The 24297-nt window shown below is 75.9% G+C and carries 23 protein-coding genes; 7 read left to right on the top strand and 16 right to left on the bottom strand.

From position 1 onward, the window contains the following. Positions 1 to 165 precede the first annotated feature (165 nt). Positions 166 to 1011 (top strand): hypothetical protein, encoded by an 846-nt coding sequence (locus ACQPX6_RS05235; protein WP_433785940.1) that lies wholly within the window; start codon positions 166 to 168, stop codon positions 1009 to 1011. Between the two features lie 851 nt (positions 1012 to 1862). After that, the gene (locus ACQPX6_RS05230; protein WP_433788194.1) at positions 1863 to 2975 is read left to right on the top strand and encodes an FAD-binding oxidoreductase; all 1113 of its coding nucleotides are present in this window, start codon (positions 1863 to 1865) and stop codon (positions 2973 to 2975) included. Between the two features lie 82 nt (positions 2976 to 3057). Here ACQPX6_RS05230 and ACQPX6_RS05225 read toward each other — a convergent pair whose 3' ends face one another. Next, entirely contained in the window at positions 3058 to 3582 is a 525-nt protein-coding gene (locus ACQPX6_RS05225; protein WP_433785938.1) for an OsmC family protein, read from the bottom strand. A 32-nt stretch (positions 3583 to 3614) separates the two neighbouring features. Further along, a complete protein-coding gene (locus ACQPX6_RS05220; protein WP_433785936.1) occupies positions 3615 to 5012 on the bottom strand; it encodes an MFS transporter in 1398 nt (465 codons plus the stop codon). A 58-nt stretch (positions 5013 to 5070) separates the two neighbouring features. Between ACQPX6_RS05220 and ACQPX6_RS05215 the strand changes: the two genes are divergently transcribed. Next, positions 5071 to 5610, top strand: a complete 540-nt coding sequence (locus ACQPX6_RS05215) for a winged helix-turn-helix transcriptional regulator (RefSeq protein ID WP_433785934.1) — start codon at positions 5071 to 5073, stop codon at positions 5608 to 5610. Between the two features lie 50 nt (positions 5611 to 5660). Here the strand turns inward: ACQPX6_RS05215 and ACQPX6_RS05210 are convergent, their stop codons facing one another. Next, positions 5661 to 6113: a carboxymuconolactone decarboxylase family protein gene (locus tag ACQPX6_RS05210; protein ID WP_433785932.1), complete on the bottom strand. Its 453-nt coding sequence runs from the start codon at positions 6111 to 6113 to the stop codon at positions 5661 to 5663. A gap of 87 nt (positions 6114 to 6200) precedes the next feature. Here ACQPX6_RS05210 and ACQPX6_RS05205 point away from each other — a divergent pair, with 87 nt between their 5' ends. Next, positions 6201 to 7088, top strand: a complete 888-nt coding sequence (locus ACQPX6_RS05205) for a sigma-70 family RNA polymerase sigma factor (protein ID WP_433785930.1) — start codon at positions 6201 to 6203, stop codon at positions 7086 to 7088. A gap of 170 nt (positions 7089 to 7258) precedes the next feature. Here ACQPX6_RS05205 and ACQPX6_RS05200 read toward each other — a convergent pair whose 3' ends face one another. The 5 genes from ACQPX6_RS05200 to ACQPX6_RS05180 form a co-directional block, all read right to left on the bottom strand. Continuing rightward, complete coding sequence (locus tag ACQPX6_RS05200; RefSeq protein ID WP_433785928.1) at positions 7259 to 7936, bottom strand: MadR family response regulator transcription factor; 678 nt, start codon at positions 7934 to 7936, stop codon at positions 7259 to 7261. Beyond that, positions 7933 to 9330 (bottom strand): MadS family sensor histidine kinase, encoded by a 1398-nt coding sequence (locus tag ACQPX6_RS05195; RefSeq protein ID WP_433785926.1) that lies wholly within the window; start codon positions 9328 to 9330, stop codon positions 7933 to 7935. Before ACQPX6_RS05195 ends, ACQPX6_RS05200 begins: the two co-directional genes overlap by 4 nt. A gap of 22 nt (positions 9331 to 9352) precedes the next feature. Continuing rightward, positions 9353 to 10642, bottom strand: coding sequence for an iron-containing alcohol dehydrogenase (locus tag ACQPX6_RS05190; RefSeq protein ID WP_433785924.1), 1290 nt, complete (start codon positions 10640 to 10642; stop codon positions 9353 to 9355). Positions 10643 to 10785: 143 nt separating this feature from the next. After that, on the bottom strand, positions 10786 to 11532 hold the full coding sequence (locus ACQPX6_RS05185; RefSeq protein ID WP_433785922.1) for a PIG-L deacetylase family protein: 747 nt from the start codon (positions 11530 to 11532) through the stop codon (positions 10786 to 10788). 67 nt (positions 11533 to 11599) lie between these two features. Next, positions 11600 to 14230 (bottom strand): ATP-binding protein, encoded by a 2631-nt coding sequence (locus tag ACQPX6_RS05180; protein ID WP_433785921.1) that lies wholly within the window; start codon positions 14228 to 14230, stop codon positions 11600 to 11602. Between the two features lie 166 nt (positions 14231 to 14396). On the opposite strand from ACQPX6_RS05180, the gene ACQPX6_RS05175 reads away from it, so the two are divergent. Then, entirely contained in the window at positions 14397 to 15227 is an 831-nt protein-coding gene (locus ACQPX6_RS05175) for a class I SAM-dependent methyltransferase (RefSeq protein WP_433785919.1), read from the top strand. A gap of 21 nt (positions 15228 to 15248) precedes the next feature. On the opposite strand, the gene ACQPX6_RS05170 is transcribed toward ACQPX6_RS05175, so the two are convergent. The 3 genes from ACQPX6_RS05170 to ACQPX6_RS05160 are packed head-to-tail and all read right to left on the bottom strand — an operon-like array spanning position 15249 to position 18542. Further along, positions 15249 to 16430 carry an XdhC family protein gene (locus ACQPX6_RS05170; protein WP_433785917.1) on the bottom strand — a complete coding sequence of 394 codons (1182 nt, stop codon included), beginning with the start codon at positions 16428 to 16430 and terminating at the stop codon, positions 15249 to 15251. Further along, on the bottom strand, positions 16423 to 17652 hold the full coding sequence (locus ACQPX6_RS05165) for a vWA domain-containing protein (RefSeq protein WP_433785915.1): 1230 nt from the start codon (positions 17650 to 17652) through the stop codon (positions 16423 to 16425). Before ACQPX6_RS05165 ends, ACQPX6_RS05170 begins: the two co-directional genes overlap by 8 nt. Continuing rightward, a complete protein-coding gene (locus ACQPX6_RS05160) occupies positions 17649 to 18542 on the bottom strand; it encodes an AAA family ATPase (RefSeq protein WP_433785913.1) in 894 nt (297 codons plus the stop codon). The genes ACQPX6_RS05165 and ACQPX6_RS05160 overlap by 4 nt, the downstream gene beginning before the upstream one ends. 539 nt (positions 18543 to 19081) lie before the next feature. On the opposite strand from ACQPX6_RS05160, the gene ACQPX6_RS05155 reads away from it, so the two are divergent. Next, the gene (locus tag ACQPX6_RS05155; protein WP_433785912.1) at positions 19082 to 19711 is read left to right on the top strand and encodes a transglycosylase family protein; all 630 of its coding nucleotides are present in this window, start codon (positions 19082 to 19084) and stop codon (positions 19709 to 19711) included. A gap of 384 nt (positions 19712 to 20095) precedes the next feature. Next, entirely contained in the window at positions 20096 to 20764 is a 669-nt protein-coding gene (locus ACQPX6_RS05150; RefSeq protein ID WP_433785910.1) for a transglycosylase family protein, read from the top strand. 86 nt (positions 20765 to 20850) lie between these two features. Here the strand turns inward: ACQPX6_RS05150 and ACQPX6_RS05145 are convergent, their stop codons facing one another. The 5 genes from ACQPX6_RS05145 to ACQPX6_RS05125 are packed head-to-tail and all read right to left on the bottom strand — an operon-like array spanning position 20851 to position 24291. Continuing rightward, positions 20851 to 21291, bottom strand: coding sequence for a molybdenum cofactor biosynthesis protein MoaE (locus tag ACQPX6_RS05145; protein WP_433785908.1), 441 nt, complete (start codon positions 21289 to 21291; stop codon positions 20851 to 20853). Then, a complete protein-coding gene (locus ACQPX6_RS05140) occupies positions 21288 to 21794 on the bottom strand; it encodes a MogA/MoaB family molybdenum cofactor biosynthesis protein (protein ID WP_433785906.1) in 507 nt (168 codons plus the stop codon). The genes ACQPX6_RS05145 and ACQPX6_RS05140 overlap by 4 nt, the downstream gene beginning before the upstream one ends. Then, positions 21766 to 22254 (bottom strand): cyclic pyranopterin monophosphate synthase MoaC, encoded by a 489-nt coding sequence (gene moaC / locus ACQPX6_RS05135; RefSeq protein WP_433785904.1) that lies wholly within the window; start codon positions 22252 to 22254, stop codon positions 21766 to 21768. Before moaC ends, ACQPX6_RS05140 begins: the two co-directional genes overlap by 29 nt. Further along, the gene (locus ACQPX6_RS05130; RefSeq protein WP_433785902.1) at positions 22247 to 23713 is read right to left on the bottom strand and encodes an NAD-dependent malic enzyme; all 1467 of its coding nucleotides are present in this window, start codon (positions 23711 to 23713) and stop codon (positions 22247 to 22249) included. The genes moaC and ACQPX6_RS05130 overlap by 8 nt, the downstream gene beginning before the upstream one ends. Beyond that, the gene (locus ACQPX6_RS05125; RefSeq protein ID WP_433788193.1) at positions 23710 to 24291 is read right to left on the bottom strand and encodes a nucleotidyltransferase family protein; all 582 of its coding nucleotides are present in this window, start codon (positions 24289 to 24291) and stop codon (positions 23710 to 23712) included. The genes ACQPX6_RS05130 and ACQPX6_RS05125 overlap by 4 nt, the downstream gene beginning before the upstream one ends. Positions 24292 to 24297: the final 6 nt, after the last annotated feature.

Here is a 24297-nt window from a genome sequence, read left to right as displayed (position 1 = left end):
ACGGTCGGCAGCCACCGACGGGTGATCGACGGGATCGGCGCGCCGGGTCGTCCTTCGCCGGTCGAGCACGTCTGGCACCCTCTGCCGTCGACAACGTGTGATGGTCTCGTACACAGCGCGTCACGTCGTCGGGGACGACGCGCTCGCGGGGCCGGGAGGTGCACCGTGACGCGAGCCCCGGAGCCCGCGGGGCCCGCGATCGCTCGGCGCGGCCCGCAGGAGCCGCTCGCCGACGACCGCGCGACCGTGGTGCTGCCGCCGGCGCGCCCGGCGCCCCGCGCGAAGCCTCCGGAGCCACCACGACCCGCGGTCCCCGAGGTCCCGGCCATCGCCGACCTCGCCGCACCCGGACGCCCCGACGTCGACGCCGTCCTCACGCCCGAGGCGCCGCCCGCGCACCGGTGGCCGCGCCCGTCCCGGCGGATGCGGGCACGCGCGGACGAGATGGCGCGCGTGCTGTCCCCGGCCGGCCGGCGTCCCCGTCGCGGCCTGTCGTCCGTGCCGGCGGCGGCCGCGGTGATGGCCGCGGTGGCCGTCGGCGGGGTCGGCATCGCCCTGGGGCTCGACGCGCAGCGCACCGGCCAGCAGGTCGAGCTGCCCGACATCCCGCAGGTGCCGGCGGAGCAGGCGCCCATCGGCGCCGGCCCCGTCGGCGACGCCGGCACCACCCCCACCGCGCGCACGAGCCTGCTCGACACGGTCGACGACGGCGACGCCCCGCGGGGGGAGACGGCGCGCCGGGCCGCGGAGCCGTCGGCGGCCGCCGCACCCCGGGCCACCCGCGCGCCGGCCACCACGGCCCGCCCGCGACCCACGACGTCGACGCGGGCCGGGTCACCGAGCTCGTCGACAGGCACCCCGCGTTCCACGACCACGGAGCGCCCGACGACCCGCGCCGACGACCCGGACGAGGAGTCGCCGGGCAATCGCGAGGCCACGGAGGGCGACCGTGGACTGGACGACCTCGCGCCCGGCCCGGAGGCCGACGAGGGCGACCCCACCGCCGACTGACCGCCGTCCGGCGACGGCGAGAGCCCGCCCGGCGCGCCCGATCCGCCCCGGTCGCGGGGAGCGGTCGTCCCGCCACGACGGGTGACGGGGCCGTTCGGACGCGTCACCCGATGCGGGAGCCCGGGGGTCCCGCTCGGCGGGCGCGGCCCTACGCTGACCGCACGAGCACACGACGGAGCGGTGCGGAGTGGGACGCGGAGTAGCGTTTCCTGGTCGGGGACAACCGCTAGGGTGGCGCGACGCCGGGGGGAGTCCAGTCATCCGGGACGAGGAGTCGACCAGACGTGACCGCAGCGAGGGACGACCGTTCCCTGGCCGGGGGACCCGACGGCCGGTCCCGTGGCCCGGGTGTCCAGCCCGATCGTGATCCCCCCACCGAGGACGCCTGGTACGGCGGGCGACCGGAGCCCGACGGCTACGAGACGTCCTCACGTCCCCTCGGACCACCGATGGGCGCCGGCCGCCCGGGTGGTCCGGAGGAGACCGACAGCTCGGTCTTCGACATCGCCGACGATCGCCGCGACGCCCCGCACGGGGCGCCACGCACCGGACTCGACGCGCCGGGTCCGTACCGCTCCGCGTCCGATGGGAGCCCGATGACCTACCCGACCGGGCCGGCCGGCCCGCCCGCCGGCCTGCGCCAACGCCCCATGGGGCCGGCCGGTGCGCCGGCGCCGCCGTCCTACGGGTCGGGGCAGACGACCTCGGCGATGCCGTCGGGCCCGGGCGGGAGCATGGTCCCGACCGCTCCCCCGCCGCCCATGCCGAGCTCGGTGTCCCAGCCCGCGCCGCCGGAGAACTTCGGGATGCCGGCGCCGCGCGAGGCGGCGGCGTCCAACGACGTCAACGACATGGTGGCGCTCATCCGGCAGAGCTTCGCCGCGGTCGCGCACCGTTCCGACGAGCTCACCTCGCTGTTCTACGGCTGGCTGTTCCGCATCGCGCCCGAGACCCGCGAGCTGTTCCCGGTCACCATGGAGCTGCAGCGCACGCGGCTGCTGCGCGCCCTGGTGCACGTGGTGCAGATGGTCGACCGGCCCGACGAGCTGTCGATCTTCCTGCGCCAGCTCGGGCGTGACCACCGCAAGTTCGGCGTCATCGGCGAGCACTACGACCGCGTCGGCGAGGCCCTCCTCGGCGCGATCGGCGAGATCGCCGGGCCCCGGATCTGGACCCGCGACGTCGAGGAGGCCTGGGGCGGCGCCTACTCGATCGTCGCCCAGGCCATGCGCGACGCGGCCGACGCCGAGCGCGGCCCCGCGGTGTGGATGGCGCGCGTGATGGAGCACCGCCGCATCAACCAGGACCTCGCCGTCGTGCGGGTGCAGACCAGCCAGCCGGTGCCCTACCTCGCCGGCCAGTACGTCAGCGTCGAGACCCCGCAGCGTCCGCGCATGTGGCGCTCGATGTCGCCGGCCAACGCGCCCGGGCCCGACTGCGTGCTCGAGTTCCACGTCCGGACGGTGCCGGGCGGCTGGGTCAGCCGCGCGATCGTCTCGCACGCCCGGGTGGGCGACGTGTGGCGCATCGGCCCGCCCATGGGCCAGATGACCCTCGACCCCCGCGGGCGCTCGGACCTGCTGATGATCGCCGGCGGCACGGGCCTCGCCCCGGCGCGCGCGATCGTCGAGCAGCTCATGATGGAGGGCACCGACCGCAAGGTGTGCCTGTTCGTCGGCGGCCGCACGTGGAGCGACCTCTACGACATCGAGGGCCTGCGCCGCAGCGCGCAGGAGTTCCCGTGGTTCACGGTCGTGCCCGTGGTCGAGGACCCGGAGGACGGCCGCCGCCACGGCGCCGAGACCGGCACGCTGGCCGAGGTCGTCGCGCGCTACGGCGCGTGGGCGGACCGCGAGATCACCATCAGCGGCTCGCCGCCCATGGTCCGGGCCACCACGAACGCGCTCCTCGACGCGGGGACGCCGTTCCGCAACATCCACTACGACCCCTACCACACCGACTGAGGTCGTCCCCGCACGAACGAACGGCGCTCTCGCTGCTTCCGTAGCAGCGAGAGCGCCGTTCGTTCGTTCCGGCGGCGGGGCCTCAGGCGCTCGCGGTCTGGCGCGGGGTCATCTCGACCGAGAGCTCCGGCGGCTTGGCGAGGGTCTGGAAGACGACGCAGTAGCGCTCGGTGAGCTTGTGCAGCGTCGCGAGGGTGTCGGGGTCCGCGTCGGTGTCGAGGTCGAAGCGCAGGCGGATCTCGCGGAACCCGACCGGCGCGTCCTTCGCGACGCCGAGGGTGCCGCGGAAGTCGAGGTCGCCCTCGGCGTGCACGCTGCCGCCGCGCACGTCGACGCCCATCGACGTCGACACCGCGCGCAGCGTCACGCCGGCGCAGGCGACGAGGGCCTCGAGCAGCATGTCGCCGGAGCACAGCTGGGTGCCGTCGCCGCCGGTGGCGGGGTGCAGCCCGGCCTCGGCCATCGCCTGGGCGGTCTGCACGCGGCACGCGATGCCCGAGCCGTCGACGTCGCCGTCGGCCTTGAGCGTGACGACCGCCGACTCCGGGTCGTCCTTGTACTGCGACTTGAGCGGACCCTGGGTCTCGGCGAGCTTCGACTTGTCCATGGCCCCGATCCTCCCCCGCGGACGCGCGTGCGTCACCCGCTCGCCACGGCGGTCCGCACCCGCCGGGGTCGGCAGGCCGCCACCGCGCCCGCGCCGAGCACCGAGAACGCCACGGAGATCGGCAGCGCGTCGTTCCAGCCCGCGACGAGCCCCTCGGCGCCGCCGCCCAGGGAGGGGCGGGTGGCCACGACGGCGATCACCGTGACCCCGATCGCCGAGCCGACGTAGCGGGCGGTGTTGTTGGCGCCCCCGCCCATGGCGCCGCGGCCGGCGGGCACGCTGGCCACGGCCTCGCGCCCGAGCGCGGCGTTGACCACGCCGCTGGCGGCGCCGGCGAGGGCGAGCCCGGGGATCAGCGACAGCGGCGAGTCGCCCGTCGCGAGCCCGAACAGCAGCAGCTGCCCGGCGGCGACGACCACCAGCCCGGCGGCGAGCTGCAGGCGCCCGGACCAGGCGGCGGGCAGCCGGCGCGCCAGCACCGCGGTGACGACGCTGGTGCCCGACCACGCGAACAGCAGCAGCGCCCCGACCAGCGCCGTGCTGCCCAGGCCCCGCTCGACGACGGTGGCGAGGAAGGACGTGGTCGCGATGATCCCCATGCCGGTGGCGAGGGCGCCGACGGTGGCGGCCACGAAGGCCGGCGAGGCGAAGAGCGTCACGTCCAGCATGGGCGCGGCCCGCCGGCGCTCGAGCACCACGAACACGACGAGCAGCACGACGCCCACCGCGAGCAGGGCGAGCACCACCGGGCGCCCGAAGCCGGCGCGGCCCTCGACCAGCCCGGCGAGCAGGGCGGCGACGCCGGCGGCGAGGACGAGCACGCCGGGCAGGTCGACCGGGCGCGGCTGCGCGGCGCGCGACTCGGGCACGGCGCGGTGGGTGACGAGCGCGAGGACGAGGGCGCCCACGGCCGCCGCCCAGTAGGCGCCGGTCCAGCCGACGACGTGGTCGAGGCCGGCGGCGAGGAAGGGGCCGGCGGCGATGCCGGCGCCCAGGCTCGCGCCCCAGAGACTGCTCGCGGTGCGCGCCTCCGGGGTGCCGGCCGGGAACGCGTGCCCCAGCAGGCCCTGGCTGCACGCGACCAGCGCCGCCCCGCCGACCCCCTGCAGGATGCGCGCGACGACCAGGACGAACGCCGACGGCGCGAGCGCCCCGAGCACCGACGACGCCGCCAGCACCACCGCGCCGAGGACGAGGACGCGGCGGCGGCCGAGGTCGTCGCCCAGCGCGCCGACCGACAGCAGGGCGACGCCGAGCCCGATGCTCATCGAGCTGAGGATCCAGGCCTGCGCCGCGGGGCCCGCGCCCAGCGCGGTGGCGGTCGACGGCAGCGTCGCGAGCGGCGTCGTGAACACCACGAGCGCGAGGAACGTGGCGGCCCCGGCGACGGCGAGGGTGGCGCGGGGACGGTCGACCGAGCTCGTGGTCACGGGCCGGACGCTAGCAGGTGCGGTTCGATGGTTGAACCGAACTGCTAGCGTGGTCACCGTGCCGCTGGGCCGCGACTACGACCGCCAGGACTGCGCGCTCGCCCGCGCCCTCGAGGTGCTGGGCGAGCGCTGGACCCTGCTCGTGCTGCGCGACTGCTTCTTCGGCGTGCGCCGCTTCGCCGACCTGCGCGCCCACCTCGACATCCCCCGCGCCGTGCTGTCGGACCGCCTGGCGACGCTCGTCGACGCCGGGGTCCTCGAGCGCCGCCCGTACGCCCCGGGCCGCGAGGAGTACGTGCTCACCCCGGCCGGGCTCGACCTCTGGCCCGCGCTGTTCACGCTCGCGCGCTGGGGCGACCGGCACCGGGTGGGGCCCGGCGGCGGGCGCCGGCGCTTCCGCCACGCCGACTGCCCCGCCGGCGGGGCCGACCTCACCACCGGCGGGCTGTGCCCGGCATGCGGGACGCTGCCGCCGGCGACGTCGCTGGAGACCCGGTCGGTCGACCCGGACGACGACGACGGCACGCGCCCGGAGCGCGACGACGCGGTGAGCCGCGCGCTGCGCCATCCCCACCGGCTGTTGGCGCCGCTCCCCTGACGTGCGTGATCTTCTGAGCTATGGCTCAGAAGATCACGCACATGGGTCCGTCACCACGCGCCCACGGGCCGCCGGATCGTGACGTTGGCGTGGTTGAACAGGTTGGTCAGCGCGATCTGCGCGACGAGCCCGGCCAGCGCGGTCTCGTCGAAGTACCGGGCCGCCTCGTCCCAGACGGCGTCCGGGACGGCGTCCGGGCGGTCGGCGATCCGCGTCGCCGCCTCGGCCAGGCCCAGCGCCGCGCGCTCGGCGTCGGAGTAGCCAGGCGCCTCGCGCCAGACCGCGAGCATGTCGAGGCGCTCGTCGGGCTCGCCGCCCTTGCGCAGCGTCTTGGTGCCGCTGTCCACGCAGAACGCGCAGCCGTTGATCTGGCTGATCCGCAGGTGCACGAGCTGCAGCGTCGTGTCCGGGACGCCGGTCGCGTGGATGGTGCCGATCATGGAGCCGACTGCTTCGCCGAACCCGGGCAGGGCGCGGGTGAACTGCTCCAGCCGTCCGGTCATGGGTGTCTCCTCGCGAGATGTGGTCACATCGGCCGGCGCGTGCCGGTCATGGAGGTGACGCACCCCGAGCGGAGGATGTGACAGGAGATGGACGAGACCGATCTCGCCGCTGACTTCGAGACCCACCGGCCGCACCTGCGGGCCGTGACGCTGCGCCTGCTGGGCAGCCCCGCCGAGGCCGACGACGCCGTGCAGGAGACGTGGCTGCGGCTGGCGCGCACCGACGTCTCCGAGGTGGAGAACCTGCGCGCCTGGCTGACGACGGTCGCGAGCCGGGTGGCGCTGTCGATGCTGCGCAGTCGCGGTACCCGCTCCGAGTGGGACCTCGAGGAGGCCGAGGCGGCCGCCGACCCCGATCCCGACCCCGAGGTCCGCGCGCTGCAGGCCGACGCGCTGGGCGGGGCGCTGCTCGTCGTGCTCGAGCGCCTCGAGCCCGCCGAGCGCCTGGCGTTCGTGCTCCACGACCTCTTCGCCGTGCCCTTCGCCGAGATCGCGACCGTCGTCGAGCGCAGCCCCGCCGCCGCCCGGCAGCTCGCCAGCCGCGGGCGTCGCCGGGTGCGAGGCGGGTCGGCCGACGCGGACGCCGACCCGGCGCGGCGCCGCGAGGTGGTCGACGCGTTCCTCACCGCGGCCCGCGAGGGCGACTTCGCAGGGCTGCTCGCCGTCCTCGACCCCGACGTCGAGCTGCGCGCCGACCGCGTCGCCGTCGCCGCGGCGGAAGCCAACCGGGACCGCGGCGCCCCCGAGCTCGCCGAGAGCCTCCAGGGCGCCGAGGCCGTCGCCCGCGTGTTCAGCGGGCGCGCGCAGGCGGCCCAGCCGGCGCTGCTCGACGGCGTGCCGGGCGCGGTCTACGCCCCGGGCGGGCACGTGTACTCGGCGTTCGAGCTCGTCGTGGTCGACGGCCGGATCGCGGTGATCGAGATGATCGCCGACCCCGAAGTGATCGCCGCGCTGGACGTGGAGCTCTCTAGGTGATCGTGGGTGCTTTCCTGGCCCTATCGGCGTGCTGTATCGGATCGCCAGCGTGGCCCCCACGCTGGCACATCCCGTGCGCCACGGCACTCCCCCCGGTGCCGTCGGAGCGTGACGGAGGTCGGTAGACAGCGCGACGGAGGAGCGCTGACTACCGCATCTCCTTGGAGCGACTAGATGAGCCCCATCTTCGAGGCGGCGTAGACGGCCTCGGCGCGGCGGGTGACGTCCAGCTTGCGCATGAGGTTGCCGACGTGGAACTTCACCGTCGTCTCGGAGATGAAGAGCTCGCGGCCGATGGTGCGGTTCGACATCCCGCGGGCGAGCAGGCGCAGGACGTCGAGCTCGCGGGTGGTCAGCGGGTCGCCGTGGGCCTGCTGGCCGTTGAGCGAGCGCACGACGGCGGCGGCGGAGCGCGAGTCGAACGCCGACTCGCCGCGCGAGACCGCGCGGATGGCCGCGGTGAGCTCGGTGGTGTCGACGTCCTTGACCACGTAGCCCCGGGCGCCCGCGTGCACGGCCTCCACGACCAGGCGGTCGTCGAGGAACGTCGTCAGCACGAGCACCCCGACGCCCGGGTGCGCCTGGGTCAGCTGGCGGCACAGCTGCAGGCCCTCGGAGTCGGAGCTGGTGGAGAGCTTGAGGTCGAGCAGCACGATCGACGGGCGCTGGTGCGCGACGACGGCGAGCGCCTCGGCGGCGCTGGAGGCCTCGCCGACGATGGCGAACTGCGGCTCGCGCTCGAGGACCGAGCGCAGGCCCTGGCGCACGATCGCGTGGTCGTCGACGAGGACGATGCGCACCTCCCCCCGGCGGGCGGTGGCGCGGGCGGGGACACGGATGTCGGTCATGACCGGCTCCCTGGGTCGGAGTGGTCGGGGGCACCCGACGGCGACACGCCGGCGGGGAGAGGGAGGGGCACGCCGACCTCGATGCGGATGCCGCCCTGCGGGGAGCGGCGGATGCGCAGGGTGCCGCCGATCTCGCGGGCGCGCTCGGCCATGTTGACCAGGCCGCGGTGCGAGCCGTTGAGATCGCCGGCCGCGGCCACGCGCAGCGCGCGGCGCACGTGCTCGGGGTCGCCGGTGCCGTCGTCGGACACCGACAGCACCAGGCGGTCCTTGCGGAACGCCAGCCGCACGACGGCCACGCCGGCCTCCGCGTGCACGGCGGCGTTGAACAGCGCCTCGCCGGCCACGCGGAACAGCGAGCGCTCGGCGGCCGAGGGCAGCGCGACGGGCCGGCCCTCGATGCGCACCTCGACCCGCAGGTCCGAGGGCATGTGGACGGTCGAGAGCTCCTCGAGCATCGCGGGCAGGCTCTGGCGCCCGCGGTCGCCGGAGTGGTGCAGCGCGTAGATCGCCGAGCGCAGCTGCTCGACGGCCCGGCGGGTGAGCGCCTTGGCGGTCTCGAGGCGCTCGCGCTGGCGCTCGTCGCGCATCTCGGAGCGCACGACCTCGATCTGCATGCCGGCCGAGAGCGCGTACTGGGTGACCGAGTCGTGCAGCTCGCGGGCGATGCGGTGACGCTCGGAGTCGAGCACCTCGCGCTGGCGGGCCACGGTGAGCGCGTCGCGGGTGCGCTGGAGCTGCTCGTTGCGCGCGGCGAGGTCCTCGGCGTGGCGGCTGGCCTCGCCGTAGAGGCGCATCGTGCGCTGGTGCAGCGCGGAGTTCTGCAGCGCCGCCGCCGTCTGGCCCGCGAGGACGCGCAGCACCGAGGCGTCGGTGGCGTCGATGGCCCGCTCGGCGCCGGTCCAGGCGACGATCTCGCCGACGACGTCGCCGTCGAGGTGCACCGGGACGTGCAGGTGGTGCGGGTCCTGGGCGTGGTGGCCGGGCGCGGGCTCGGCGTCGGCCCCGTGGCGGTGCCCGGCCCCCGAGCGCACGCCGCGCAGGTGCGCCGACACCCACGGCGGGACCACGGGGTCGTCGGCGTCGACCTCGTCGCCCACGGGCCCGAGCACGAGATGGCGCGGCGCCGCCTCGGGCAGCGCCCCGTCGGCCAGCGCGAACACGACCCAGTGGGCGGTGAGGTGGTCGGCGGCGGCCTCGGCGACCGCGCGCACGAGCGTGCCCGGCCCCTCGGTGGTGCGCACCAGCGCGCGGGAGATGCGGTCGAGGGCGTGGATGACCCGGCGCAGCCGCTCGGCCGACGCGAGGTACTCGACGTAGAAGGAGGGCTTGCCCGACCGGATGCCGGTGAGCTGGTCGAGGTCGTGGTGGTCCGGGGAGATCCGGCTGCTCATGCCGCGCCCACGCCGGCCACCACTACAGCGCCGCCCGGAACAGCGTCTCGACGTCGGTCTGGTCGGCCTCGCGCGGGTTGGTCGACAGGCAGGCGTCGGCGAGCGTCATCACCGACAGCAGGCCGACGTCGGACTCGGTCACGCCGATCTCGCCCAGCCCCTTCGGGACGCCGAGCTCGTCGGCGAGGCGCCGGACCTCCCACGCCGCCCACTCGGCGGCCTCGGCCGCGCCGGCGTCGGAGTCGGGCGCGATGTCGCCGGGCAGCCCGAGGGCCTGCGCGATCGGCACGAAGCGGTGCGGGTCGTGCTCGGCGTTGAAGCGGATGACGTGCGGCAGCAGCACGCCGTTGATGACGCCGTGCGGGAGGTCGAGCAGGCCGCCGACCTGGTGACTCATCGCGTGCGCGGCGCCGAGGATCGCGTTCGTGAACGCCATGCCCGCCTCGAGCGCGGCCTGCGCCATGCAGGTGCGCGCGGCCTCCTCGGACGGGTGGTCCATGGTGCGCTCGAGGTGCTCGCCGACCAGCGCGATGGCCTGCAGCGCGTGGTGGTCGGTGAGCGGGTTGTGCGCCCGGGACACGTAGGCCTCGATGCCGTGGGTGAGCGCGTCGAGGCCGGTGGAGGCGTTGAGCCAGTCGGGCATCGTGGTGAGCAGGTGCGGGTCGACCACCGACACGTCGGGCACCATCGCCCGGCCCAAGATCGTGATCTTGGTGTTGCGGCGGGTGTCGGTGACGATGCAGAACTGCGAGACGTCGGCGCCGGTGCCCGAGGTGGACGGCACCATGACCAGCGGCGGGATGGGCAGCGCCATGCGGTCGACGCCCTCGTAGTCGAGGATCGTGCCGCCGTTGCCCGCGAGCAGCGCGATGCCCTTGGCCGCGTCGATCACCGAGCCGCCGCCGAGCGCGACGATGACGTCGCAGCGCTGGTCGAGGTAGGTGAGGTGGCCGGCCGCGATCTCGTGGTCCTTGGGGTTGGGCGTCACCCCGTCCCACACCGTGGCGCGCAGCCCGGCGTCGGCGAGGTGGGCGCACAGCTGCGCCGGCCAGCCCGCCTCGGTGAGCCCGGGGTCGGTGACGAGGAGCGGGCGGCGCGCGCCCAGGCGCACCGCGGCGTGCGCGGCCTCGGGCAGCGAGCCCGGGCCGAACAGGATCTCCGGCACGTGGAACTTCGCGAGCCGGGGCGTCGCGGAGCGCGGCCGGGCGGCGGCCCGGTCGGCCGGGCGCGGGGCCGGCGAGACGGTCGCCTCGTCCGCGGGCTCCTCCGCGGAGCGCCGGCGCGCGATGACCGAACCCCCCGCACGGGTCACGCTGTCGACGAGGACCACGCTGCCCCCTTCTCGCCGGACGGTTCGTGGGCCACGTTACAGACGGACAAGGGGTGGCGGCAGGGTGACCGACGAGTTCGGTCTTGCTCCGTCCGGCCTAACGGAGGCCTCTCCGAGGCTCCTCCTCACGCCGCTCTCACAGCCGCCGAAGTCCGCACGACGAACGACTCCTCGGCCCACCAGCGGCGGAAGGTGGCCATCCCGACGCCCTCGACGAGGCGCCGCGTCTGGCTGTCCTGGGCGAGCATCGCGGCGATCTTGCGGTCCAGCCGCGCGCCGCTCAGGCGCAGGTGGCGGTCCGGCGCGACCTCCGCGGCGGGCGCGTCCATGAACACGCCGAACTCGTCGTTGATCGCCGCGAAGCGCCGCGTGAACCCCGGCGGCAGCACGGCCTGGACGAGCTCGGCGCCCGGCGCCGCGGCCCGCCACGCGCGCCGGGTCCACGCGGCGACGGCCCGGTGGTCGGCGTGCCCGGTGAACCCGTCGGGGCCGAAGGTGACGATCGTGTCGGGCCGGACCTCCTCGACGATCGCCGCGACGCGCGCGGCCCCGGTGCGCACGGGCACCAGCGGCAGGGTCCCGTCCTCGTAGCCGAGCCAGCGGTGCTCGGTGACGCCGAGGATCGCCAGCGCGGCGTCGAGCTCGCGGGCCCGGTGGGCGCCGAGGCGGTCGGCCGGCCAGCGCCCGGGGTCGTCGGTGCCGTGCTCGCCGCGGGTCGCGGTCACGAGCACGACGCGGTCGCCCCGCTCCCGGGCCTCGAGGAGCAGGCCGGAGGACACGAACGTCTCGTCGTCGGGGTGGGCCCAGATCCCGAGCAAGGTCCTGGTCGCGGGGGTGGCGGTGGCGGGGCGGGGGGTCGCGGTGAGGTGCATGCGCCGACGGTGCGGCCGGGCGGGGGGCGGTCACATCGGTGCCCGCTCCCCATCTCGGGTGCCCGGGTCAGCCCGCGGCGGTCTCGCGCGCCCGCCGCCGGCGCTCGGGGAGGAGCCCGAGGGTGCGGGCCGCGACGGCCGCCTCGCGGCGGGTGCGCACGTCGAGCTTGGTGAGGATCGCCGAGACGTGGTGGTCCGCGGTCTTCTCGGAGATGTAGAGCCGCGCGGCGATGCCGGCGTTGGTGAGGCCCTCGGCGACGAGGCACAGCACGTCGACCTGGCGCGCGGTGAGCCCCGCGGGGTTGGTGCGCGTCGCGGCCCGCGGCCGGGCGGGCACGCCGGTGACCCCGCGGGCGCGCAGGTCGCGCCGCACCTTGGCCGCGACCGCGTCCGCCCCGAGCCGGTCGAGCACCTCGAGCGCGGCGAACACCGCCGCCGGCTCGCCGGTGTCCACCAGCGCGAGGGCCTGGTCGTACGGGCACCCGAGCTCCTGCCAGCGCGCGGCGGCGGCACGGGCGTCGCCGTCGAGCAGCAGGCGCGACGGGGAGTCGGCCGGCAGGGGCGGCGGGGTGACGGGGCGCCCGAGGCGCCGCAGCCACACCGCGAGCTCGCCGGCCGACCACTCGACGCCGGGCCGCGAGCCCGCGACGGCGAGCAGCTCCGCCGCGCCGTCGAGGCGCGGGTCCGGGACGCCGGTGATCCAGCTGCGCTCGGCGAGCGCGGAGGCCGCCGGGAGCAGCCGCAACGGCTCGGCGTAGCGGCGCGCGAGGTCGCAGCCCTGCTCGAGGTGCGCGTCCGCCGCGGGGTCGCCGCGGCGCAGCTCGACGAGCCCGCGCACGAGCGAGGGCCAGGTGTGCGTCAGCGGCGCCGCGCTGTCGGTGAGCACCGCCGCGGCGTCGTGCAGGGCCTCGTCCCAGGCGCCGCGCAGCATGCGCAGCCGGCCGCGGACGCCGCGCTGCCAGCCGTGGCACAGCGGGACGTCCCACTGGACGGTCAGCGGCAGGCTGCGGTCCAGCGCCTTCTCCCCCGCGTCGAGCCGCCGGTTCTCGACGTCGGCGTTGACGAGGTTGCTCCAGCCCGCCGAGTGCGCCTCGCAGAAGCGGTCACCCGCCGCGTCGAGGACGGCGAGGATGCGGTCGCGGGCCCGCAGGTCGCCCGACATCATCGCCACCACCGAGTCGACCACCGTGAGCCGGACGTCCAGCCGGTAGTCGACGACGCCGGCCGCCACCGCGCGGGCCCGGTCGTGGCGCTCGCGGGCCGTCGGCAGGTCGCTCTCCTGCATGGCCTGGACGGCCTGGATCATCAGGGCGCTGCCGAGCAGGGCCGCGGTGCGGGTGCCGGGATCGGCGCGGGGCGCGAGGATGGCGACGGCCGTGGCCGCGTGCTCCTCGGCCCGCGGGCGGTCGCCGTTGTACCACTGGAACACCGCCAGCGACTGGTGCCCGGCGGCGACGCCGTCGAGGTCGCCGTCGGCCTCCCACCAGGCGATGGCCCGGTCGCACGCCGCGATCGCCTCCTCGAGGCGGTCGGTGAGGTAGAGCTCCTGGGCGAGCATCTCGCAGAGCCCGGCCCGGGCCCCGCGGGCGTCGTGGGGGGCGTGCTCCAGGGCGGTGGCGAAGAAGCGCGCGGCCTCGGTGTGCGCGCCCGACGCGGCCGCGACCCGCCCGGCGCGCCCGGCGTGGCGGAACACGCGCGAGTCGTCGCCGGCGGCCAGCGCGTGGTGCACGAGCACCGCCGGGTCGGGGTCCGGGAGCGTCTCGAGCGCGGCGAGCATCCGCCGGTGCAGGTCGACCTCGCCGCCGGGCGGGATGGCGCCGGCGACGGCGAGGCGGCAGATGTCGTGGCGGTAGGTGATGCCGCGGCGGTCGCGGGCGATGAGGCCGGCGGCGTCGAGCGTGCGCAGGGGCCCGATGCCGACGCCGAGCGCGGGCAGCAGCGTGTCCGGCACGGCGCCGGGGGCGCAGGCGAGGAGGTCGGCGAGGTCCCGGGCGTCGGCGTCGAGGCCGGCGGTGCGGGCGAGCACCGCGTCGCGCACCGAGACGGGCAGCGCGTCCCCGTCCTGGCTGATCACCTCGGTGACGAAGAACGAGTTGCCGCGGGTGAGCCGGTGCAGGCGCGCGGGGTCGATGGGGCGCTCGCCCACCAGCGCGGTGACGGCGTCGACCGACAGCGGGCCGAGCTCCACGCGCGTCGCGGCGGGCGTGCGCGCGACGTCGCCGAGCAGGGCGCGCAGCGCCGGCTGCGCGTCCGGCTCGTCGGCCCGGTAGGTGGCGAGGACCAGGGAGCGGCAGCCGGTGATGCGGCGCAGCAGGAAGCGCAGCAGGTCGACCGTCGCCTCGTCGGCCCACTGCAGGTCGTCGACGACGAGCAGCAGCGGGCGCGCCGTGAGCGTCTCGAGCAGCGCGCGGTGGATCTCGTGGGGCGGGGCGCCGGCGTGCAGCAGGCCGGCGACGGGCTCGCCGAGGTCGGCGGCCACGTCGTGCAGCGGGCCGAGGGGGCGGGGCACGCCCAGCGGGTCACAGACGCCCCACAGGACCTCGGCGGCGTCGAGCCCGGCCGCGACGTCGCGGGCCAGCGAGGTCTTCCCGATGCCCGACTCGCCCGCGAGCAGGACGATCGAGCCCGCGCCCGACCGCGCCTCCTGCCAGGCCCGCTCGAGGAGGCGCCGCTCGTCGTCGCGCTCGAGCAACTCCACCCGTATCACGGTACGTGATCGACATCACGGGGGAAACGTCCCGATCGGCCTAGTCGTCTCCCTCCGAACATGGGGAGGCGTTCCCGATGTGCCGGTGGCGGCGGGCGGCGGACGCTCTCCGTGGCGGTCGGGACGGCCCCGGCCCCACGGACGAGGGAGTTCCACCATGACCGTCACCGACACCGACGCCGACCGGGCCCTCAAGGCGAAGCACCGCACGATGTGGGGCCTGGGCGACTACCCCGACGTCGCCGCCCGCCTCATCCCCGAGCTCGGCCCGGTCCTCGTCACCGCGGTCGGGATCCGGCCCGGCGACCGGGTGCTCGACGTCGCCGCGGGCACCGGGAACGTCGCGGTGCCCGCCGCGCTCGCCGGCGCCGACGTCGTCGCCTCCGACCTCACCCCCGAGCTCTTCGACGCCGGGCGCGCGTTCGCGGCGAGCCAGGGCGTGGACCTGCGGTGGGAGGAGGCCGACGCCGAGGCGCTGCCCTACGCCGACGACACCTTCGACGTCGTGACCTCCTGCGTCGGGGTCATGTTCGCGCCCCACCACCAGCAGGCCGCCGACGAGCTCGTCCGCGTGACCCGCCCCGGAGGACGCCTCGGCCTCATCAGCTGGACGCCCGAGGGGTTCGTCGGGGATCTGTTCCGGACGATGAAGCCGTACGTGCCGCCGCCCCCGCCCGGCGCGCAGCCCCCGCCCCTGTGGGGCGACGAGGCGCACGTGCGCGAGCTGCTCGGCGACCGCGTCACCGACGTCGAGGTCCGCCGGCAGACGGTGACCGTCACGATGTTCGACTCGCCGGAGGAGTTCCGCACCTACTGGCGGGAGACCTACGGCCCGACGATCGTGGCGTACCGCAACAACGCCGACGACCCCGAGCGCACCGCGGCCCTCGACCGCGACATCGCCGCGGTGGCCGAGCGCCACGACCGGGGCACGGGCGCGACGGTGATGGACTGGGAGTACCTGCTGCTCACCGCCCGCGTCGTCTGAGCAGGCTCCCGCGGTCGCCGGTCAGCTCAGGGCGCCGGCGACCTCGGGCTCGGGCTCGCCGCTCCGGATGCCCGGCTCGACGTTCGACTCGGTGTGGATCGGGCCCTCGCGGTCCGACAGCGGCGTGCCGCGCCCGCCCCACTGCTGGGCGATCATCTCGGCGGCGATCGAGACCGCGGTCTCCTCCGGGGTCCGGGCGCCGAGGTCGAGCCCGATCGGGCTGGACATGTGCGCGAGCTCCTCGGGCGTGACGCCCGCGTCGAGCAGGCGCTGCTGGCGGTCGAGGTGGGTGCGCCGCGAGCCCATGGCGCCGATGTAGCCGACCTGCGGCAGGCGCAGCGCCACCTCGAGCAGCGGCACGTCGAACTTCGGGTCGTGGGTGAGCACCGCGAGCGAGGTGCGCCCGTCGATCCGCCCGGCCTCGGCCTCGGCGGCGAGGTAGCGGTGCGGCCAGTCGACGACGACCTCGTGCGCCTCGGGGAAGCGGCTGGACGTCGCGAACACCGGGCGCGCGTCGCACACGGTGACCCGCATGCCGAGGAACGTGCCGATGCGCGCCACGGCGGCGGCGAAGTCGATGGCGCCGAAGACGATGAGCCGCGGCGGCGGGGCGAACGACTCGACGAACACCTGCAGGCCCTCGCCGCGTCGCTCGCCGTCGGTGCCGTAGGACACGAGCACCGAGCGGCCCGCGGCGAGCAGGCCGCGGACGTCGTCGCGCAGCGCGTCGTCGAGGCGGGCCGAGCCCGTGCTGCCCTCGACCTCGTCGGGCCAGACCACGAGCCGGCGCCCGATGCGGTCGGCGGGCCCGGAGACGATGGTGGCGACGGCGACCGAGCGGTGCTCGCGCACCGCCTCGGCGATGGCCCCGAGCTGCGGGAACGACTCGCGGTCGACCCGCTCGACGTAGACGTCGAGGATGCCGCCGCAGGTCAGGCCCACCGCGAACGCGTCGTCGTCGGAGACGCCGTAGCGCTGCAGCGTCGCGTCGTCGGTGCCCTCGAGGATGCCCGAGCCGAGCTCGTAGACCGCGCCCTCGACGCAGCCGCCGGACACGCTGCCGACGGCCTGGCCGTCGTCGCCGACGAGCATCGAGGCGCCGGGCTGTCGCGGCGCCGACCGGAACGTCCCCACCACGGTGGCCAGCGCGGCCGGGCGGCCCTCGGCCCACCAGCCCTCCAGCGTCGGCAGCACGTCACGCATCGCGCAGTACCTCCAGCAGCTCGGCCAGCGTGGTCAGGGAGTGACCCGCCAACAACCGGTCAACGTGCGGGAGGGCCGCCGCGATTCCCCCCTGGACCGGCGCGTAGCCGCTCTTGCCCGCGTGCGGGTTCACCCAGATCACCGCGTGCGCCAGCCGGGCCAGCCGCGCGGACTGCTCGCCGAGCAGGTCGGCGCCCCCGCGCTCCCAGCCGTCGGAGAAGACGACGACCGCGGCGCGGCGCGCGACACCGCGCTGGCCCCAGCGGTCGAGGAACGCGCGCAGGACCTCGCCGAGGCGCGTGCCGCCCGACCAGTCCGGGATCGCGCGGCCAGCGTCGGCCAGGGCGCGCTCGGCGTCGCGCTGGCGCAGCTCGCGGGTGACACGGGTCAGCCGCGTCCCGAGCGTGAACGTCTCGACCGCGCTCGGTGTCCGGCGCGTGACGACGTGCGCGAAGCGCAGCAGCGTGTCGGCGTAGGGGCTCATCGAGCCGGAGACGTCGATGAGGAACACCACCCGGCGCGGGCGTACGCGGCGGGCGCGGCGGCGCAGGTCACCGATCTCGCCGCCGTTGGCCAGCGCGGCGCGCAGCGTGCGGCGCATGTCCGGCTCGCCGCGCCGCGCGGGACGCCGGCGACGGGCGCGCCGACGCGGTGGGGCGGGGCGCAGCAGGGCGAGCAGCTGTTTGAGGTGCTCGCGCTCGCCGATCGAGAGCTCGGCGATGTCGCGGTCGCGCAGGATCTCCTCGCCCGACGCCGCGACGCGCAGCTCCGGGGTCTCCTCCTCGTCGCCGTCGACGCCCGACCCCGGCGGCGGCTCGGTGAGCGCGGCCATCGTCGAGATGCGCGGCTTCGGCGGCGCGGACCGGCCCATCCGCTGGTCCCGGGGATCGGCGGAGAACCACGCGGCGAACGCGTGGTCGTAGCGCACGACGTCGTCGGGGTCGGCGCACAGCGTGAGGCGCCCCGCCCAGTAGGTGGCGACCTCGCTGGTCAGGTCGGACAGGCGCAGCGCCTGCAGGTAGGCCGCGACGCGGTCGGTGGTGACCGGGACGCCCGCGTTGCGGACGAGCCGGGTGAAGGCGACGAGGTCCTCGAGCACGGCGTCGCCGTCGGGGGGCGCGGTCCCGCCCAGCGTGTCGACGACGCCGGCGGCCAGCACGGCGCCGGCGTGCGGGCGGGGCGCCGGCGCGTCGCTGCTCCCGCCCTGGTCACCGGTGCTCATGAGGCGAGCAGGGCGTCCAGCTTGTCGCGCGCCCGGTCGGCGTCCTCGCGGTACTTCAGGACCGCGCCGAGCGTGGCGGTGGCCGAGGCGAGGTCGAGCGAGCGCGCGCCGACGAGCTGCAGTGCCTGCGCCCAGTCGATCGACTCGGCGACGCCGGGCGGCTTGAGCAGGTCCAGGCCGCGCAGCGCGTGCACCGCCTGGGCGACCTGCTCGGCGAGCCCCTCGGGCAGGTCGGGCAGCCGGCGGTGCAGGATCGCGGTCTCGCGGGCGAGGTCGGGGTGCTCGAGCCAGAGGTAGAGACAGCGGCGCTTCAGGGCGTCGTGCACCTCGCGGGTGCGGTTGGACGTCAGCACCACCAGCGGCGGCGTCTCGGCCCGCACGACGCCGATCTCGGGGATCGTCACCGAGTTCTCGGCGAGCACCTCGAGCAGGAAGGCCTCGAACTCGTCGTCGGCGCGGTCGACCTCGTCGACGAGCAGCACGCACGGCGCGTCCTGCAGCGCCTGCAGCACCGGGCGGGCGAGCAGGAAGCGACGGTCGTAGAGAGAGGACTCGACGGCGTCGACGTCGAGCTCGGCGTGCGACGCGGTGGCGGAGGCCTCGAGGGCGCGCAGGTGCAGGAGCTGGCGCGGGAAGTCCCAGTCGTAGAGCGCCTGGGAGGCGTCGATGCCCTCGTGGCACTGCAGCCGCACGAGCGGCAGCCCCAACGCCTCGGAGAGCGCGTGCGCGAGCGCGGTCTTGCCGGTGCCGGGCTCGCCCTCGCAGAACAGCGGGCGTCCCATGCGCAGCGCGAGGAACGCCGCCGAGGCCAGGCCCGCGTCGGCGAGGTACCCGGTGCGGTCGAGGGCGCGCGCGAGGTCGTCCGGGCTGCTGGCGGTCGGTGCGGTCACGTCCCCAGCATCCCGCAGCCCCGATCCGGCAGCCACCGGACGACCGGGCAGGATGGGCTCCCCGACCTGGGAGGACAGGGCAGAGCTGCTCGGAGCTGCTCCGGAGCTGCTCCGAACGGTCGTGTGCCGGGCGTGAGGCCACGCACAGAGCAGATCTTAACGACACGCGTGCAACATCCGGACACGCAAGATCATCTCGGCCGTGGAGCAGGGATCTCCGCTCCGGTAGGTCACGAAACCGTGACGATCGGGTGACGGCGGTCGCACGGAGCCCGGGTTGAAACCTGTTGTGCGCTCCGTACCTTCGCCAACGGCTCCACCGACGGACCGGCTCGGTCCGGGGAGCCCGACACCCCCGGGGTCGCCGCGCCGAACACCCGTCCAGCGGCCCCGGGTGACCCGAGACGAAAGTTGCGGACCGGACGGGTGGCAGGACAGAGGCCCCGGGTGCTCGGCACCCCGGGCGGTGAGGCCGCGTGGAACCGGCCGTCGACCCGCCCGCACGGCTCACCTCGCCCGGCGCGGTACGGAGAGAGGTCATGGCTCGGAACACCGAAGAGTCGCTGGCGCACGCCCTCGGACGGCGAGCGGCGCAGGTCCTCCTGGTCGGCGCGATGGCGGCGACCCCGCTGGCGCTCAGCACCGGGATCGCGTCGGCCGACACCGACTGGGACGAGCTCGCCCAGTGCGAGAGCGGTGGCGACTGGAACATCAACACCGGCAACGGGTTCGGTGGCGGTCTGCAGTTCACCGACTCCACCTGGAAGGCGTTCGGTGGCTCCGGTGACCCGGAGGACGCCGGTCGCGCGGAGCAGATCCAGGTCGCCGAGCGCGTGAAGGCCGAGCAGGGCATGGGTGCCTGGCCGACGTGCTCGAAGAAGACCGGGAACACCGACAGCTCCGCGAACAGCGAGGACTCCGGCGCGTCCGAGGCCTCCTCGGAGTCGTCGTCCTCGGCGTCGGACGACTCGGCTGCCGAGACCGAGGGCATCGCGGCGACCACCCCGGCCCAGCCCGCCGCCCCCGGCACCGCCTACACGGTGGCCAGCGGCGACACGCTGAGCGCGATCGCCGCCGCCCACGGCACCTCGGTCGCGTCGCTGACGCAGAACAACGCCCTCGCCGACCCGGACACCATCGCGCCGGGCCAGCAGCTCAAGGTGGGCTGACACTCCCCGCACGCCTGCGACGACCCCGGCTCCCGCCCCCGAGGAGCCGGGGTCGCCGTGTGTGGGAGTGACGTGCGCCACTCCTCCTCAGCCACGGTCCGCCGCGGATGAGTCGCCCTCGGTGACGACGAGACCGCGGAGCTGCCCGTTCGTCACCCGTTCGTGATCTCCTCGTCTCCTCACGAAGCTGAGAGCCACCGGTCGCGACCTCGCCGCGGATCTAGCCTCGGCGCGTCGGCCCGCACGGCGGTGCCGACCGGAGCCCGTGCGTCCTGTCCGGCGGGCCCCCGCTCCCCCGAGCACGTGCCCGGACAGGACCCGACGACCGGATGCGCCGTCCGCTCCCCCACCGCGACGGCCCGGATCGGCGGTGCGACGCGGCCCGTGGAGAACACTGTGCTGTCCTCGGCCACCCCCGCCCGCTCCGGGCGCCACCGCGCGCCCCGCCGTCCCGGCCGCCTCGGCCGCGCGGGCCTCGCCCTCGTCGCCGCCGGCGCGCCCGTGATCCCCGCCGCCCTGCTCGCCGCCCCGGTCGCGCACGCCGAGACCGACTGGGACGCCCTCGCCGAGTGCGAGAGCGGCGGCGACTGGGGCATCAACACCGGCAACGGCTTCGGTGGCGGCCTGCAGTTCACCGACTCGACCTGGCGCGCCTTCGGCGGCAGCGGCCAGCCCGAGGAGGCCGGGCGCGCGGAGCAGATCCGCGTCGCCGAGCGCGTCAAGGCGGAGCAGGGCATGAACGCCTGGCCCACGTGCTCGCGCAAGACCGGGCAGACCGATGACTCGCCCAACGGCAGCGCGCCGTCGGGGTCGTCGTCGTCTTCCTCTTCCTCTGAGGACGACGAGTCCGAGGACACCGAGACGCGGACGGTGCGCGACACCGGGTCGTCCGGGTCGTCCTCGGCGGGCAGCTACACGGTGAAGGCCGGCGACACGCTCAGCTCGATCGCCGCGGCGCACGGGGCCTCGTGGCGCTCGCTGGCCCAGGCCAACCCGGACATCGCAGGAGACCCGGACCTCATCCTCCCGGGCCAGACGCTGGCGATGGGCTGACGCGGCGCCGGGTGCGCGGAGCGAAGGTCACCTCGACTGCGTCCCACGCAGTCGGGGACGCCTTCGCTGCGCGAGGAGGGGCCCGCTCAGGGGCAGTTGACCCATTCCTCGGTGCCGTCGGTGAACTCCTGGCGCTTCCACACCGGCAGCTCCCGCTTCACGGCGTCGACGAGCTCGCTGCAGGCGTCGAACGCCTCGCGGCGGTGCTCGCCGGCGACGGCGCAGGCCAGCGCCACGTCACCGATGCCGAGCGGGCCGACGCGGTGGGTCACCGCGAGCGCCCGCACCCCGGGGAAGCTCGCCGCGACGTCGGCGGCCACCTTCTCCACGACGGCGGCGGCGCTGGGGTGGCCCTCGTAGTCCAGGGCGGTCACCGAGCGGCCGTGGTCGTGGTCGCGCACCACACCCGCGAACGTGACGACCGCGCCCGCCGCGGCGTCGTCGACGAGCGCCGCGTGCTCGGCCACGTCGAGGGGCTCCTCGGTGACGGTCGCGCGCAGGATGCGGGCGGTCTCCGGTGCGCTCACTGGTGGTCCCCTCCGAGAATCTGGTCGACGGCGTGGGCGAGCACGGGCTCGAGCACGGCCAGGCCGTCGCGCACCCCGCCCGGGGAGCCGGGCAGGTTCACCACCAGGGTGCGCTTCGCGACGCCCGCGACGCCACGTGAGAGCACCGACGTCGGGACCTTGTCCGCGCCCGCCCGCCGCACCGCGTCGGCGAGCCCCGGCACCTCGTAGTCGATGACCGCCCGCGTCGCCTCGGGCGTCGCGTCGGTGGGGGCGATGCCGGTGCCGCCGGTGGTGACGACGACGTGCGCCCCGTCGGCGACGGCCTCGCGCAGCGCCGCGGCCACCGGCTCGCCGTCGGGCACGACCACCGGGTCGGGCGTGGTGAAGCCCAGCCCGCGCAGCCACTCCACGATGATCGGCCCGCCGCGGTCGGTGTAGACGCCCGACGACGCGCGGTTGGACGCGGTGACGACGCGCGCGCGCCGGGTCGGGTCAGCGGCCGTCGGGTCGGGTCCAGACACCGGAGCGTCCGCCTTCCTTGCGCTCGAGGCGCACCGCGTCCAGCGTCGCCGCCGGGTCCAGTGCCTTGATCATGTCGTGCAGCGTGAGCCCCGCGACGGCCACCGCCGTCAGCGCCTCCATCTCGACGCCGGTGCGGTCGGCGCTGCGGGCGGTGGCGGTGATCGCGACGTGGTCGTCGCCGACCTCGAGGTCCACCGTCACCCCGGCCAGCGGGATCGGGTGGCACAGCGGCACGAGGTCGGGCGTGCGCTTGGCCCCCATGATGCCCGCGACCCGGGCGACGCCCAGCGCGTCGCCCTTGGGCACGGTGTCGTCGCGCAGGGCGGCGGTGACCTCGGCGGTCGTGCGCACGACGCCGGTGGCCGTCGCCGTGCGGCGCGTGACCTCCTTGTCGCCGACGTCGACCATGCGCGCCGCGCCCGTCGCGTCGACGTGCGTGAGACCCGACTGCTCACTCATCCGCGCCCTCGACCGCCTTCGCCGTCTCCTCGCCCAGGGCCAGGGCCTCGCCGACGTCGACCGCCGTGGCGCCCTCCTCGCGGGCGCGCTCGACGACCTTGCGGACCGCGCCCGCCACCGCCGAGGCCACCGTGGCGTCGAAGACGCTGGGCACGATGAACAGCGGGTTGGGCTCCGCGACGACGTCCCCGATCGCGGCCGAGGCGGCGAGCAGCATGTCGTCGGTGATGCCGCGGGCCTGGGCGTCGAGCAGCCCGCGGAAGATTCCCGGGAACGCCAGGACGTTGTTGATCTGGTTCGGGTAGTCCGACCGCCCGGTGGCGACGACCGCCGCGTGGCGCTGGGCGAGCGACGGGTCGATCTCGGGGTCGGGGTTGGCCAGCGCGAACACCACGGCGCGGTCGGCCATCCCCGCGACGTCCGCCTCGTGCAGCAGGTTCGGCGCCGACACCCCGATGAACACGTCGGCGCCGGGCATCGCGTCGCGCAGCGTGCCGGTGCGGCGCTCGTGGTTGGTCTGCTCGGCCACCCACTCCAGGCTCGGGTGCAGGCCCGGGCGGTCGGGGTGGATCACGCCGTCGACGTCGACCGCGATGAGGTCGGCGGGCGCCAGCGGCAGCAGCAGCCGGATGATCGCCGAGCCGGCCGCGCCGACCCCGCAGACCACGATCCGGCAGTCGTTCATCTCCTTGTCCACCACGCGCAGGGCGTTGCGCAGCGCGCCGAGGACGACGACGGCGGTGCCGTGCTGGTCGTCGTGGAAGACGGGGATGTCGAGCAGGTCGCGCAGCCGCTCCTCGATCTCGAAGCAGCGGGGCGCGGCGATGTCCTCGAGGTTGATGCCGCCGTACACCGGGGCGAGGACCTGCACGGTGCGGATGATCTCCTCGGTGTCCTGGGTGTCCAGACACACCGGCCACGCGTCGACGCCGGCGAAGCGCTTGAACAGCGCCGCCTTGCCCTCCATCACCGGCATGGCCGCGGCCGCGCCGAGGTTGCCCAGCCCGAGCACGGCGGAGCCGTCGGTGACCACGGCGACCGTGTTGCGCTTGATCGTCAGGCTGCGTGCGTCCTCGGGCCGCCGGGCGATGGCCTGGCAGACGCGGGCGACGCCCGGCGTGTAGGCGCGGGAGAGGTCCTCGCGGGTGCGCAGGCCGACCTTCGGCGTCACCTCGATCTTGCCGCCGAGGTGGATGAGGAACGTGCGGTCGGAGACGTTGCGCACCCGTACGCCGTCGAGGCCGCCGAGGGCGTCGGTGATCTGCTCCGCGTGCTCCTCGGACAGCGCGTTGCAGCTGATGTCGATGATGATCGATTCGGCGCGGGACTCCACGACGTCGAACGCCGTCATCACCCCGCCGACGCGCCCGACGGCGACGGCGAGGTCGCCCGCCGCGGTCGCGCTCGCCGGGGCCTCGACACGTGCCGTGATCGCGTAACCGGGTCCGGGGACGGTCACCGTCGCGCCTCCTTCCGATGGGTCCAGCGCTGCACGTCCTCGGGGGTGTCGAGGTCGTCGCCGACCGCGACGTCGCCGATCTCCACCACGGTCACATCGTCGCGGCCCCGCAGGAACCCGCGGGCCCCCGCGTCCCCGTGGGCGGCCGCGCGCACCGCGTCCCAGTGCGCCCGCCCGAGCAGCACCGGGTGGCCCGCGCGTCCGTCCACCCCGCCGCGGGCCAGGGCGTCCGGGCCGGTCGCGTGCGCGGCCACCCGGGCGAGCGCCGCGGGCCCGATGCCCGGGGTGTCGACCAGCGCGACGAGCGCCGCGTCGGCGTCCGTCCCGGCGAGCGCGTCGAGCCCCGCCCGCAGCGACGCCGCCTGGCCCTCGGTGTCCCACCCCGGCGCCGGCACCCACCGCGTACCCGCGGGCAGCAGCGCGGCGGCGTCGGGCAGGCCGGCGCCGAGCACCACCACGACGGGGTCGGCCCCCGCCTCGGTCAGCGCGCGTACGGCCCGGACCACGAGCGGCTCGCCGTCGAGCTCGACGGCGGCCTTGGGCCGGCCCATCCGCGTGCCGCCGCCGGCGGCGAGCAGGAGGCC

It is taken from the genome of Actinomycetospora sp. CA-101289 (assembly GCF_050955895.1).
GTDB lineage: Bacteria > Actinomycetota > Actinomycetes > Mycobacteriales > Pseudonocardiaceae > Actinomycetospora.
The sequence above is the reverse complement of the archived record's forward strand: the minus strand, read 5'-3'. Positions and strand labels throughout refer to the sequence as shown.

What these genes read in the sequence shown, in the direction of transcription:
- ACQPX6_RS05230 (WP_433788194.1), top strand. Translation starts at nt 1,863, where the DNA reads ATGGTGGCGCTCATCCGGCAGAGCTTCGCCGCGGTCGCGCACCGTTCC.
- ACQPX6_RS05225 (WP_433785938.1), bottom strand. Translation starts at nt 3,582, where the DNA reads ATGGACAAGTCGAAGCTCGCCGAGACCCAGGGTCCGCTCAAGTCGCAG.
- ACQPX6_RS05210 (WP_433785932.1), bottom strand. Translation starts at nt 6,113, where the DNA reads ATGACCGGACGGCTGGAGCAGTTCACCCGCGCCCTGCCCGGGTTCGGC.
- ACQPX6_RS05205 (WP_433785930.1), top strand. Translation starts at nt 6,201, where the DNA reads ATGGACGAGACCGATCTCGCCGCTGACTTCGAGACCCACCGGCCGCAC.
- ACQPX6_RS05200 (WP_433785928.1), bottom strand. Translation starts at nt 7,936, where the DNA reads ATGACCGACATCCGTGTCCCCGCCCGCGCCACCGCCCGCCGGGGGGAG.
- ACQPX6_RS05195 (WP_433785926.1), bottom strand. Translation starts at nt 9,330, where the DNA reads ATGAGCAGCCGGATCTCCCCGGACCACCACGACCTCGACCAGCTCACC.
- ACQPX6_RS05185 (WP_433785922.1), bottom strand. Translation starts at nt 11,532, where the DNA reads ATGCACCTCACCGCGACCCCCCGCCCCGCCACCGCCACCCCCGCGACC.
- ACQPX6_RS05175 (WP_433785919.1), top strand. Translation starts at nt 14,397, where the DNA reads ATGACCGTCACCGACACCGACGCCGACCGGGCCCTCAAGGCGAAGCAC.
- ACQPX6_RS05170 (WP_433785917.1), bottom strand. Translation starts at nt 16,430, where the DNA reads ATGCGTGACGTGCTGCCGACGCTGGAGGGCTGGTGGGCCGAGGGCCGC.
- ACQPX6_RS05165 (WP_433785915.1), bottom strand. Translation starts at nt 17,652, where the DNA reads ATGAGCACCGGTGACCAGGGCGGGAGCAGCGACGCGCCGGCGCCCCGC.
- ACQPX6_RS05155 (WP_433785912.1), top strand. Translation starts at nt 19,082, where the DNA reads ATGGCTCGGAACACCGAAGAGTCGCTGGCGCACGCCCTCGGACGGCGA.
- moaC (WP_433785904.1), bottom strand. Translation starts at nt 22,254, where the DNA reads ATGAGTGAGCAGTCGGGTCTCACGCACGTCGACGCGACGGGCGCGGCG.